Raw genomic sequence first — 12,263 nt, 5'->3', positions numbered from 1 at the left:
ATGTCCCTTCTCTTGATGGTGGCAAGCACTCCCATTCGTGGGCTTGGCCAATGTCCGGAAACGAGTGAAAAGGTTTATCAATTGGTCCAATTGTATGAAAAGGGTCAATTTGATTCGATTGTAAGTCTCGGAGGATGCATTCAAACCCTGTTTGACAAAACGAGTCCCGATGTTTCGCCCAAACTCGAATTGCTCAGTGCGACGGAAAAATTCTTCAGGCTCTACATTCAGACCACGACGACGATTGGCCGTGACGATCTCGCTGAAAGTACAATGGAATTGCTATTGACGCGTTTTCCCGACTTTCATGCCGACCCCGACCAAGATCCTGCAGCCATGGTGCGCTACCTTGATTCACTGGTTGCCTATCCCAAAAACCATTTGGGTATTTACGCTGGACCGTCTTTTTGTTTTGTACAGCTCCGCGATCCCTCTCCTTTGTATTATGACCTGAATGGTGCATCCGAAAACGGAATTACCTCGGGCGTGCGACACCGTGCGGGCTATCAATTTGGTGCAGAATGGATTCACTATTTCCGCTATCGCCACAGTTTGATTCTAGGGTTGGGCGCAGTACATGCCACGCATGCCATGACCTACGAAATGATCCAGAATCCAGACGAAAACACTGCCGGGGATTGGAAAATCATCCAAAGGGAGCGCAACAACTTATTGCAGTTTCCATTGCAATATCAATACCGCATCCGCCTCGATCCCCATCACAAAGAACATACCTCGTGGCTTTCGTTTCGTTTCGGCGTTTTTGGAAGTCTGCGATTGCATTCTGAAACCGAATTGGAAACAACAAGTTGGGTCAAAGTGGCGTCAAGCATTCGGGAGCAAACGCAGGTGGCCAACATCGGAGGTATTGCAGAAAGGCGGGTGCGTTGGGCTACCGGACTGCAATTGGGCGCGAGTTATCAGATGAATTTTGCCAATGTTTCGTGGTATTTGCGGGGATTTTTCCAGTATGGCCTTACCCAAATGCGGAAGGAGGGAACTGAATATGCGACTGATTATCAGCAATATTTGTGGAATTACCATATCGGTGACAACAATTTTAATTTACATTCGGTGAATTTGGTGGCAGGCATTATGATCCCAAGTGGAAACGCTGTCAAAAACCTTCACAAATCCGCAAAATCTCCACGCCGATGAAACGATTCGCTGTCCCACCCATGCTCGTAATGCTGTTGCTCGGCTGTCTCGTCGGCTGCAAGAAGGCGGATGCGCCTGGGCAAAATGGCGTTTCCTTGCATATCTACGGGACTGAATCCTTGGATTTTGGTTCGGCCGTAGTGCAAATGGCCGATGGCGGATTTGCAATTGCCGGCGCTATGACCAATGTCGACGACGGTTTGGCAGGGGAGGATCTCCTGTTGTTGCGCACCAATGCCAATGGCGAATTGCTTTGGAAGCAGACTTACAGCAGCCCGGGACGTGACCGTTTGGAGGACATGCTGCTGATGGAGGATGGCGGATTTCTGATGGTCGGGCAGCAAGCGGCGGGGCTGAATGGGAATATCGACATGTTGGTGATGCGCACCGATGCCGGCGGCGCAGTACAATGGACCCGCAATTTTGGTGGGGCCGCCGACGATTTTGGAACAGCCTTGGTGGAAACCACAACCGGTGAATTTGTCGCAGTGGGCTATACTGCGAGCCTTGGCAACAATGCTTCAGCGATTTATCCCAATATCCTCGCGGTAAAGTTTGATGAAAATGGAAATGAAATTTGGGTCAGGGCTTTTGGCGGAGACAATGAGGAGAAGGCCTTTGCCGTAGCTGCAACTTCCGATGGCGGCGTGGCGATCGCTGGAAATGTCTATTTCGATTCGTTGGACTATGAAGCCGGACTTTGGCGCATCGCATCCAACGGCGATTCTTTGTGGAACTATCATGGGCTCAGCAATTTGCAAGACGAAGGACATGGCGTCGCGACACTTGCCAATGGCAACATTTGCCTCGTAGGTTATGCCTCGGAAGGCAATGATTTTGACATTTTCATTTTGGAAGTCACTGACAGCGGGATTCCGCTTTCCAATACACTGAGCCGTATCGGCGGAGACGACTATGACCGCACCATTTCCAGCCGTTTGGTCGAATTACCGGATGGATCCCTTGTGATCGCAGGCTACACGATGAGTTTTGGAAACGGAGCCAACGATTTTTACATCACAAAGGTGTCGCCCGAGGGTGTTTACGTGGCGCAATGGGCAAATACGTTTGGCGGCTCCAACGATGACATTGCCAAGGCAATTGTTCCCACAGCGGCCGGCGGCTTCGCCATCGTTGGCTATACGAAAAGCTTCAGTTTCAACGAGCAATACGATATTGCACTTGTTGTCACCAATGGAGCCGGCGAAATGGTGCCGGTGGATGGGGATTAAAATCGGATTCGAATGGTTATCGCCTGTCTTTTTCCCAGATGCGATGGTCTGAGCCTGTTTGCCGGCTGACCTTCCAGCCATACACTTCGGCTTTGTGGAGCAACCTCATGCGCAATGCCCGCGGACGGAAGGTATGCAAAACAGTTCCCCAAAAGGATCTTTGTTTGGTCAATCCGATGCTTGCAAGGATTTCGTCGGATGCAGATGCGCAACGCATTCCGAGAAAGGCATAGTCGTAGGGAGGATTTGAAAGATACCCGCTTCGAATGTCCATCAATTTGCCGAGCTGAGCTGAATCAACTGGAATTTGAATCGAAACGGTTTGCAAACTGCCCTCGCTTCTTGAAAGTGTTCCGAACGTTTCAGCGACGGTTCGTTCCGTAAATCGACTATGTCGCTTGCGGCGGTGCGAAAACCAATGAAATTTCCCCGATGGACCAAAATTGAGAACTTGGTCCGGCGCCAACTCGATGCCGACATGGCCGCCGCGTTTTCCTCCAAACCAGCGTTTTTCCGTGGCTTCAAATCCTTTTGCAGGTTTGGATCCGTAGAGAAAGTGAACGGTAATCGTAGGCTGTGCAGCGACTTCAGCGTTGACTTGGACGATGAGCCATCCCGCAATTCCGAGCAATAAGCCAAACCAACGCCGCTTATAATTCATGGAAAGCATACGCATCGCCTCTACGCAAGTTGCCCGAACCCGGAGCAAACCTCAATCCTCCGTCCGCAACTGCAAGGCAACCAACTTGCTGTAAAATCCATCCGGATTGGCCAGCAATTCCTCGTGTTTGCCGGATTCGACGATTTGACCGTGGTCGAGTACATAAATGCGGTCCACATTGCGAATCGTCCCCAGCCTGTGCGCGATGATCAGGGTCGTGCGGCCTTCCATTAATACATTGAGCGCCTGCTGCACGAGATTCTCCGAACTCGCATCCAAGCTGCTCGTGGCTTCGTCGAGGATCAAAATCGCGGGATTTTTCAGAATTGCCCTTGCAATCGCAATCCGTTGACGCTGCCCGCCAGACAGCTTCACGCCACGGTCGCCGACCAAGGTCTCGAATCCATCGGGAAACTCCTCAATGAATTCCAGTGCATTGGCCTGTTTGGCAGCGGCTTTGATCTCCTCCAAGGTGGCGTTTTCCTTGCCGTAGCCGATATTTTCACGAATCGAGCCGCCAAAGAGGATCACTTCCTGTGGCACAATGCCGATGTGGCGGCGCAAATGGTGCAAGTCATAGTTACGAATCGGTTTGCCGTCGATGAGAATTTCGCCGCTTGAGATGTCATAAAAGCGCATCAGAAGCTGCGCGATCGTCGATTTGCCGGCGCCGCTGCTGCCCGCCAAGGCGACTTTTTCGCCGGCTGCGAGGTGCAAATTGATGCCTTGTAAGACCTCCGTCTCGGGACGGGTTTCGTACGTGAATCGCACGTCTTTGTAGGCAATTTCGCCTTTGATTTCGGCGCCAAGGCCTACAGCGCCTTTGGGGAGCGCTGCCTCCGGCTGTTCATCCAAAATCTCGCGCATGCGCTCGGTCGCGCCGACCGCCTTGGCGATCGCGGTGTACACATCCGGCAAACCCGCCAACGATCCACCGATGAAGGCCATGAACATGATAAATGAAAGCAAGTCCCCCACGCCCATTTCGCCGCGGGAAACCATCGTTCCGCCGCGCCAAAGCACCAACACAAACGAGCCAAACAGACCAAAAATCACGAATGAAATCAGAAATCCACGGTAGGTATCCGTCCGAACGGCTGTTTTGACCAAGTTTTGAAGCTTGGTGCGGTAGCGGCTCGTTTCCGTCCATTCGTTGGTAAATGCCTTGACAATGCTGATGTTGTGCAGGCTCTCATCGAGAACTACATTCGTTTCAGCGAGTCCGTCTTGGGTCAGTTTGGAGTTTTTGCGAATGAATTTTCCAAAAATCACCGCCACTAGAATGACAGGGGGAAAGATCATCAACATGAACAGGGCCAAACTTGGGGTTTTGACCAAAATAAAGGTGATTCCACCCACCAAGGTCAAAATTTGCCGGATGAATTCGGCAATGCTGATCGAGAGAACCTCCTGAATCTGTTGCACATCCGCAGTGAGCCTGCTGGTCAATTCGCCGACGCGTCGTTTTTCAAAAAACGAAATGGGCAACGACATCATTTTCCCGAACAAGTCAAACCGGATGTCGGCCATCGTGCGCTGCGTGACCTGCGAAAACGTGAAAATTCGGAAGAAAGAAAAGACCATTTGCCCGACGACGACGAGTCCGAGCAAGAGGGTGATTTCGTTCAAATCAGTGAGGTACCAGTCCTTTTTGCCTGTTGCTGTATTGAGCAATGGGCTCAGAATGTACACGAATCCCAACGATGTCAAGGTCGACAACAGTAGGAAAACCATTCCCAAGGCGTAAATCCAGCGGTAGGGCCGCATGTAACCCAACATTTGGCGGGCAGTTCGAAGGCCCTGTTTGGTCAGTTTGGGACGTTCCTTCTTTTCGGAACGGTCTCTTGACTTGAAAAACGATGGTCCAGCCATTTTCTATCGTATCTGCGGTCTGACATAGTTGAGGTCAGAATGCCGCCGCGAATATGCAACCCAAAATCGAGCGTTGGGTTCAAATTTACCTGAATTTTCCGGATTCGGCCGCAGAAGACGGGATTCTGCCAATGATCACTGAAATTATTGCAGGATTTAACGTCCTGCATTCTTAGGAAGATAAATTTGAAAATACGCTTTGATTTGAGCCTTGGACGGCTATATTTGTAGGATTAGGTGATTGGAAATGATGAAAAGTATCGCAATGGTGATCCTCCTCCTTTTGTTGGGGAGCGGGGTGATGGCGCAAGCTGATGGTGGAATCGAAGACGTCGAGGCAGGGATGACCTTGCAAATGACGGCACCGATTTTGCCCGGTGGGGCACGCAAATTTATGCTCAGAATCCAAACCAATGATGTCTACGAATGCAGCAACTATGCCGTCGATCAGGAGACTGCGCTGCAGGGAGACCGTGTGGTGATTAAAGTGAATGGCATTCGTCGAACGAAACCCTGTCAAACAGGTGTTGGACCTGCAACGTCGATCATCGACCTTTCCCAACTCACCTTGGGGGAATACAAGGTGCAAATCACCATCAATCGGCAGGTCTTTAAGGCAGATTTGCAGGTAGATTCTACATTTTTCCATTTTTCCATTCCAAAAACAGTCGATCCGACCCTTTTGCGCATCTTTAATGGTCGCCTCAATCATATTCCTGCGGGTACCGTTTGGGGAAAATGTGAATACGTCGAACCATCCAAAAAAGCCGTTGCACTGAAGTTCATGACCGAATTGGAAAAAGCAGGGGCTTTAAAATCGCAGCTCCCTGTTGGGAATTACGACGAATTTTACCTTCACACGGTCGGCACAACCACGGAAAAATCCATCAAAGGCGAACGCTTTGAATTCCCTTTTGTGTACAGTTACAACGGAAGTTTGATGCCCTTGCAGGAGATCGCCAACGGATTCCGCAAAGACTTGAAAATCACCTTGAAAAATGATAAAGGTGAAGTATTAGGCAATTGACCAACAATGCATTGGCATGAGATCCGTATTTTGGGTCGTATGCGTGCAGGAAGGCAGTTCCGTAGGAAATTGCATTAAAGCGCTTTGGCAATTGCCACGAAGTCGCTGACTTTCAGGCTCGCCCCACCTACAAGGCCGCCGTCGATATCCGGACAAGCGAAGAGTTCGGCAGCATTGTCGGGCTTGACCGAGCCGCCGTAGAGGATGGTGACCGCATTTGCGGCTGCATCGCCAAAATGGCCCCGCAGTTTGTTACGCACGAATGCGTGTACCTCTTGCGCCTGGGTAGGCGTGGCGACTTTGCCGGTTCCGATCGCCCAAACAGGCTCGTAGGCTAAAATACAATGCGAGAATTCGGTGACGTCAAGGGCGTAGATGCCTTCGATCAGCTGTTGCGCGATCACGGCAAAAGTGCGGCCTGATTCACGCTCGGCAAGGGTTTCGCCAAAGCAATAGATCGGGGAGAGGCCGTTCTTGAGCGCCTGCTTCACTTTCTTGAGCAAAAGCGCATTGGTTTCATGGAAATATTCACGGCGCTCGCTGTGGCCAACCAACACGTATTTGCAACCCGCTTCTTTAAGCATTGCTCCTGAAATTTCGCCGGTATAAGCGCCACTGTCTTCCTGATGCAGGTTTTGTGCTGCCAAACCAATCGAAGGAACTGTTTTGATCAGCGATGCAACACCCACAAGATCCACAAATGGAACCGCCAATATCATTTGCGGTTGCGCAGGACAGTGGATTAAATAATTCGCAATCAATTCAGATACAAATGCTTGTGCCCCGACAGGGCCCAAATTCATCTTCCAATTCCCAGCTGCAATTTTTTTACGCATATTTTTTTAATTAGCAATTAGAAAGTAGCAGTTAGCAGTTCTTGGAACGTTGAAAACCCGCAAAGGGCCGAAAAGACTGAACAACGTACTAGCCTCCAATTTTCCTCTCTATTTTCCATTCTCCATTTTTCACTTTTCACTTTTCACTTTTCACTTTTCACTTCCCTCTCCCAGTTGCGGTATTTCTCCGTTCGGCGGAAGACTTCGGTCAAAATGGCCTTTTCGCCTTCCTCCAATTGCAGTTTCCTGCGTCCCATGACGGCCTCGGCGACTTCAAACGCCTTTGGAAGTGTGAATGTTGTCAACCCGGCCGCGCCGCCCCAACTGAAGGAAGGAATGAAATTTCGAGGATACCCATCTCCGAAAATGTTGGCGGATACCCCGACCACCGTGCCAGTGTTGAACATCGTGTTGATGCCGCATTTGCTGTGATCGCCCATGATCAGCCCACAAAATATCGTACCCGTTCGTGCAAATCGCTCTTGCGGATAGTTCCAGACGCGCACCTCGGTATAATTGTTTTTCAAGTTGCTCGTATTCGTATCCGCTCCCAGGTTGCACCAATAGCCCAGCACCGAATTGCCCATGTAGCCGTCGTGACCTTTGTTGCTGTAACCTTGAATCACCGAATTGGCGATTTCGCCGCCAACCTTGCTCCAAGGACCGACAGTGGTATCGCCGCGCAACTTCACACCCATGTTCAGCGTTGCATGATCACAAAAGGCATGGGTGCCATGAATCAGTGAACCTTCCTGAATATCAACACCTTCGCCGATATAAACCGGGCCATCTTCGGCATTGATCACGGCTGCACGCATCTTCACGCCAGCGGCCAAAAACAGGTTGTCGCGGCCATAGACAATCGAATGTTTGTCTTCGGGCTGATAGGACGACTGATTGGCGATGACCGCTTCAAAGTCTTCGCGGATACATTGACCATTGAGCCGGAAAATGTCCCAAGGAAAACGAATGGCAGGCCTTTCATTCACGGTTGCCGTGATGGATTTCAGGCCGGCATTCGTCAGAATCGCTTCATTGACAATCCCATCAAAGTTCCCGATTTGGGCCGGTTTGCAGCGAAAAACAAGGATTTCCTTTTTCTCATTCGCCAAGTAGGTACCTGGAGCGCAGGCTTCAGCCAAATCCCTGATCCAGTTCGCATCCGGGATGAATTTGCCATTGAAGCAAATACTTTCGAGCGTAGGGATCAAATCGGGAAAACTGGTTTCCAAGGTAGGCATAGGCGATGCAGCCAACCGGTTGTTTGCAAAACCGCGTCCACTTTTCCTGCAGCTTGTCGATTCCAACCCGCAAATCGCAGGTCGGCCGCGTAAAAGTCAGCGGCCATAGGTCGAAAAAGCTCTGATCTTCGAATAGAAGGTATTGCATGACAATTCCCAGTTTAGAGCTGGCAATTTAGGAATGATGCAATTGAAATGGCATTCCGGGAGCAAATAAAAAAGAGCAGACCGAAGCCTACTCTTTTTCATTTGTCGACGGGGTCGAACCTTATTCTTGTGGTTTTTTGCCACCGTAGCGGCTGTAGAACCTGTCAACACGACCGGCGGTGTCGATGAGCTTTTGCTTACCCGTGAAAAACGGGTGAGAATCGCTGGAAATCTCCAACTTCACAAGTGGATATTCATTGCCATCTTCCCATTTGATGGTGTCAGGGGTGTTGATTGCCGAACGTGTCAAGAACGCGTAATCGGTCGAGATATCTTTGAAAACTACAAATCTGTAGTTTGGATGGATGTCGCTTTTCATATCCTTTTGAGCTTTTTACAAACGAGAGGGCAAAGATAGAAAGGAGTATTGACAATTGAAAATGGAGAATGGAAAAATTTTAAAACTTTCGCGTTGGCAGCATTGTCAAAGGTTGGTGTATGCGCCGCCAACACTACTTTAGTACCATTTTACATCAAACCCGGATGCAGCATTCAACGAATTCCAATTTTCCGAGACACCACATTGACTGCGTAAGAAATTCAACATGTGGACACTCCAAGATTTGCATACGAATTGAAAACTGTTAATTTTGCAATCATGGGTATGAGAAATGCAACTGTTTTGCTCTTGGTAGCGGTTGCGCTGGTATGCTTCTCGACCACCTTGAAAGGCCAAAACCTGACGCTCAATTACTTTCATGCGTCTCCTGATGGTGCTGATGTGGTGGTTGCTTGGGAAGTCCCCAGCGAGGCTGGCATCACTGATTTTCGCATTTGGCGCAAAGTCAATGATGAGACCCTGTATGCCTACCTCGACCATGTCTCGCCCAATGGAAGCCTGAATTACACGTATCAAGACTATACCGTCTTCAAGGACGAAGCCAAAACCATCAGCTATAAACTTCAAGTTTGCCAAAATGGGGCAGTTTTTACTTACTACACCGATATCACCCACAATCCTACCTCTGTGCAGCGTACTTGGGGAAGTATCAAGGCGATGTTCCGATAAGCGGAATTCACAGAATTTGCAGAATCAGGTTTGGTGGTGAATTTTTTGGCTTCTTGGCATTTTGAGATGCTGAGGCTTTACAGCAAGATTTTTCTTGGCTTTTGGTAATTGATGGGCAAATCTGCTTTCGATTTTCATTCGTAGGACTTCTTAAAAAGTGAATTTCTGCAGTTTAGATTCCGCGATTTCTCGCCAACTTTGCATTCCTTTATCTACATACATCTATTCTAATTCCAGCTCAAATGGGCAATTACGATTTTCAGGCCATCGAGGCCAAGTGGCAAAAATTTTGGAAGGAAAGCCGCACCTTCGCCATCGAGCACAACACGACCAAGCCTAAATTCTACGTGCTCGACATGTTTCCGTACCCATCCGGCGCAGGATTGCACGTTGGTCACCCACTTGGCTACATTGCTACGGACATCGTCGCCCGCTACCGTAAATTGGCCGGATTCAACGTGTTGCATCCGATGGGCTTTGATGCATTCGGTTTGCCTGCCGAGCAATATGCGATGGAAACGGGACAGCATCCTGCGGTCACCACTGAGGCGAATATCAAAACCTACAAAGATCAATTTGAGCGACTCGGTCTGGCACACGAGCCCGATTCGACAAATATGGAAACCTGCGATCCCAACTATTACAAGTGGACGCAGTGGATCTTCTTGCAAATTTTCCACAGTTGGTACAACGTCGCCGCTGACAAGGCGGAGCATATCGACACCTTGACCGCGCATTTTGCAAATCGGGGAACCGAGGGGCTGAAGGCTGTCAATGACTTCGAAGGCAGTTTCACAGCAGCGGAATGGAATTCTTATTCGGCAGCGAAACAATATGAGGTTACGCTGCATTACCGCATGGCCTACATTGCCTTTACCGAAGTGAATTGGTGCCCTGCTTTGGGAACGGTTTTGGCCAATGACGAGGTGATCAACGGCGTTTCAGAGCGAGGCGGGCATCCTGTAGTGCGCAAACCGATGCGCCAATGGGCGTTCCGCATGCGCGCATACGCAGACCGTTTGCTCGCGGGTCTGAACGACCTGCAATGGTCCGATTCGATCAAGGAGCAACAACGCAACTGGATCGGCAGGAGCGAAGGGGCCAATTTTTACTTCGAAATCGAAGGGCACTCCGAACGGCTTGAGGTGTTTTCGACCAGGCCGGATACGATTTTTGGTGCGAGCTTCATGGTTTTGGCACCGGAGCATCCACTTGTCGAGCAATTGGTGACCGCCGACCGCCGCGAAGACGTTTTGGAATATGCCACTTGGGCCAAAAACCGCAGCGAAGTCGAGCGGCAACAAGAGAAAAAGATTACTGGTAAGTTCACTGGAGCTTATGCCAAACACCCCTTCGTAGAAGGTCGCCTGATCCCGATTTGGACAGCCGACTACGTGCTATGGGGCTACGGAACAGGCGCGATCATGGCCGTGCCTGCTGGCGACAGCCGCGACTACGCCTTTGCAAAGCAATTTGACCTTCCGATTTTGCCGATTATCGACGGCGTGGATATTTCCGAGGAAGCCTACGAAGCCAAGGAAGGCAAGTTTATCAACTCCGATTTCTTGAATGGCCTGGAAATCAAGGAGGCCCTGCGCAAGGCAATCGATGCCATCGAAGCAAAAGGAATCGGCAAAGCGCGGATCAACTTCCGCCTTCGCGACCCGAATTTTTCCCGTCAGCGTTATTGGGGAGAGCCTTTCCCGATCGTTTTCCGGGATGGATTGCCTTATGCCTTGCCTGAATCTGAATTGCCGGTGACCTTGCCCAAGGTCGATCGTTACGAGCCGGGGGAAGAAGGGGAGGGGCCGCTGGCGAATGTCAAGGATTGGATGCAGCACCCCGATGGTGGCTTGCGTGAATCGAATACGATGCCGGGTTATGCGGGTTCGAGCTGGTACTTCCTGCGGTATTTCGATGTGAACAACGACGGGACCTTCAGTGCCAAGGACAAGGAAGCCTACTGGATGAACGTCGATCTTTATATTGGAGGATCGGAGCATGCTGTCGGGCATTTGTTGTATTCGAGGTACTGGACCAAGGTTCTGTTTGATTTGGGCCACATTTCGCATGATGAGCCGTTCCAAAAGCTGGTGAATATCGGCATGATCCAAGGGCGGAGCAGTTTGATGTACAGGTTGCGTGGGACAGAATCCTATATCAGTGCAGGCCTGATCGAAGGCAAGGAGGTCGATCCGATCCACGTGGACGTGAACATTGTGGAAAACGATATTCTGGACCTTGAGCGCGTAAGAACCAGCCGTGGAACCGAATACGCAAATGCGGAATTCATCACCGAGGCCGATGGAACCTTCAAATGTGGTTCGCAAGTCGAGAAGATGAGCAAGCGCTACTACAACGTGGTGAATCCCAACGATGTCTGTGCCCGGTACGGAGCTGATACACTGCGTCTTTACGAAATGTTTTTGGGTCCGCTTGAAGACGCAAAACCTTGGAATACCCATGGCATCGAAGGCAGCTTCCGCTTCTTGAGGAAAGTATGGAATCTCTTCACCAACGACGAAAATCAATTGATCGTCACGGATGCGGCTCCCAATGCGGATGAACTGCGGGTTTTGCATCAGACGATTCTGAAGGTGCAGGAGGACATCCAAAACCTGAGCTTCAACACGACCGTGGCTCAGTACATGAAGTTCGTGAATGAGGCGCAGCGCCTAAAAACGAGCAGCCGAACGGTTTTGGAGCAGTTTTTGGTCGTGCTTTCCCCGTTTGCACCGCACATTTGTGAGGAACTCTGGCAAATGCTTGGACATGCCGATTCGATTGCGACCGCGCCTTGGCCGGTCTACGATGAGAAACATGTCGCTGTGAGCAGCATCGAGTATCCGATCCAAGTGAATGGCAAGCTCCGCGGCAAAATCAGCGTCGGCGCCGAATTGAGCAAGGAGGAAGTGGAAAAGGAGGTCATGGCTTCGGAAGAAGTAGCGACGATTCTGGCAGGTGTCGTGCCCAAAAAGGTGATCGTGGTACCCGGGAGGATTGTGAACTTGGTGATCTGA

At 50.3% G+C, this 12,263-nt stretch carries 11 protein-coding genes; 5 read left to right on the top strand and 6 right to left on the bottom strand.

Features of this window, described 5'->3' with window-relative positions; translation table 11 throughout:
* Nucleotides 1–1,158: a hypothetical protein gene (locus IPN95_13870; GenBank protein MBK9450461.1), complete on the top strand. Its 1,158-nt coding sequence runs from the start codon at nt 1–3 to the stop codon at nt 1,156–1,158.
* Complete coding sequence (locus IPN95_13865) at nt 1,155–2,390, top strand: hypothetical protein (GenBank protein ID MBK9450460.1); 1,236 nt, start codon at nt 1,155–1,157, stop codon at nt 2,388–2,390. Before IPN95_13870 ends, IPN95_13865 begins: the two co-directional genes overlap by 4 nt.
* Before the next feature lie 16 nt (nt 2,391–2,406).
* On the opposite strand, the gene IPN95_13860 is transcribed toward IPN95_13865, so the two are convergent.
* Together IPN95_13860 and IPN95_13855 are read right to left on the bottom strand one after the other, a co-directional pair.
* Nucleotides 2,407–3,051: a hypothetical protein gene (locus IPN95_13860; protein ID MBK9450459.1), complete on the bottom strand. Its 645-nt coding sequence runs from the start codon at nt 3,049–3,051 to the stop codon at nt 2,407–2,409.
* Nucleotides 3,052–3,102: 51 nt separating this feature from the next.
* Nucleotides 3,103–4,923 carry an ATP-binding cassette domain-containing protein gene (locus tag IPN95_13855; protein MBK9450458.1) on the bottom strand — a complete coding sequence of 607 codons (1,821 nt, stop codon included), beginning with the start codon at nt 4,921–4,923 and terminating at the stop codon, nt 3,103–3,105.
* 250 nt (nt 4,924–5,173) lie between these two features.
* Here IPN95_13855 and IPN95_13850 point away from each other — a divergent pair, with 250 nt between their 5' ends.
* Complete coding sequence (locus tag IPN95_13850) at nt 5,174–5,950, top strand: hypothetical protein (protein MBK9450457.1); 777 nt, start codon at nt 5,174–5,176, stop codon at nt 5,948–5,950.
* 74 nt (nt 5,951–6,024) lie between these two features.
* On the opposite strand, the gene IPN95_13845 is transcribed toward IPN95_13850, so the two are convergent.
* The 4 genes from IPN95_13845 to IPN95_13830 form a co-directional block, all read right to left on the bottom strand.
* Nucleotides 6,025–6,786: a triose-phosphate isomerase gene (locus IPN95_13845; protein MBK9450456.1), complete on the bottom strand. Its 762-nt coding sequence runs from the start codon at nt 6,784–6,786 to the stop codon at nt 6,025–6,027.
* A 143-nt stretch (nt 6,787–6,929) separates the two neighbouring features.
* Nucleotides 6,930–8,027 carry a glucose-1-phosphate thymidylyltransferase gene (locus IPN95_13840; GenBank protein ID MBK9450455.1) on the bottom strand — a complete coding sequence of 366 codons (1,098 nt, stop codon included), beginning with the start codon at nt 8,025–8,027 and terminating at the stop codon, nt 6,930–6,932.
* Nucleotides 7,921–8,175 (bottom strand): hypothetical protein, encoded by a 255-nt coding sequence (locus IPN95_13835; protein ID MBK9450454.1) that lies wholly within the window; start codon nt 8,173–8,175, stop codon nt 7,921–7,923. The genes IPN95_13840 and IPN95_13835 overlap by 107 nt, the downstream gene beginning before the upstream one ends.
* A gap of 120 nt (nt 8,176–8,295) precedes the next feature.
* On the bottom strand, nt 8,296–8,553 hold the full coding sequence (locus IPN95_13830; GenBank protein MBK9450453.1) for a type B 50S ribosomal protein L31: 258 nt from the start codon (nt 8,551–8,553) through the stop codon (nt 8,296–8,298).
* Nucleotides 8,554–8,838: 285 nt separating this feature from the next.
* Between IPN95_13830 and IPN95_13825 the strand changes: the two genes are divergently transcribed.
* The gene (locus tag IPN95_13825; GenBank protein ID MBK9450452.1) at nt 8,839–9,243 is read left to right on the top strand and encodes a hypothetical protein; all 405 of its coding nucleotides are present in this window, start codon (nt 8,839–8,841) and stop codon (nt 9,241–9,243) included.
* 242 nt (nt 9,244–9,485) lie between these two features.
* Complete coding sequence (locus tag IPN95_13820) at nt 9,486–12,263, top strand: leucine--tRNA ligase (protein MBK9450451.1); 2,778 nt, start codon at nt 9,486–9,488, stop codon at nt 12,261–12,263.

The organism is Bacteroidota bacterium, from assembly GCA_016718825.1.
GTDB lineage: Bacteria > Bacteroidota > Bacteroidia > J057 > JADKCL01 > JADKCL01.
This window is presented reverse-complemented; position numbering and strand designations above follow the sequence as displayed.

Excerpts from the sequence above, each read along its gene's own strand:
- IPN95_13845 (MBK9450456.1), bottom strand. The coding sequence starts at position 6,786 with ATGCGTAAAAAAATTGCAGCTGGGAATTGGAAGATGAATTTGGGCCCT.
- IPN95_13850 (MBK9450457.1), top strand. The coding sequence starts at position 5,174 with ATGAAAAGTATCGCAATGGTGATCCTCCTCCTTTTGTTGGGGAGCGGG.
- IPN95_13835 (MBK9450454.1), bottom strand. The coding sequence starts at position 8,175 with ATGCAATACCTTCTATTCGAAGATCAGAGCTTTTTCGACCTATGGCCG.
- IPN95_13870 (MBK9450461.1), top strand. The coding sequence starts at position 1 with ATGTCCCTTCTCTTGATGGTGGCAAGCACTCCCATTCGTGGGCTTGGC.
- IPN95_13830 (MBK9450453.1), bottom strand. The coding sequence starts at position 8,553 with ATGAAAAGCGACATCCATCCAAACTACAGATTTGTAGTTTTCAAAGAT.
- IPN95_13840 (MBK9450455.1), bottom strand. The coding sequence starts at position 8,027 with ATGCCTACCTTGGAAACCAGTTTTCCCGATTTGATCCCTACGCTCGAA.
- IPN95_13855 (MBK9450458.1), bottom strand. The coding sequence starts at position 4,923 with ATGGCTGGACCATCGTTTTTCAAGTCAAGAGACCGTTCCGAAAAGAAG.
- IPN95_13825 (MBK9450452.1), top strand. The coding sequence starts at position 8,839 with ATGAGAAATGCAACTGTTTTGCTCTTGGTAGCGGTTGCGCTGGTATGC.
- IPN95_13860 (MBK9450459.1), bottom strand. The coding sequence starts at position 3,051 with ATGAATTATAAGCGGCGTTGGTTTGGCTTATTGCTCGGAATTGCGGGA.
- IPN95_13865 (MBK9450460.1), top strand. The coding sequence starts at position 1,155 with ATGAAACGATTCGCTGTCCCACCCATGCTCGTAATGCTGTTGCTCGGC.
- IPN95_13820 (MBK9450451.1), top strand. The coding sequence starts at position 9,486 with ATGGGCAATTACGATTTTCAGGCCATCGAGGCCAAGTGGCAAAAATTT.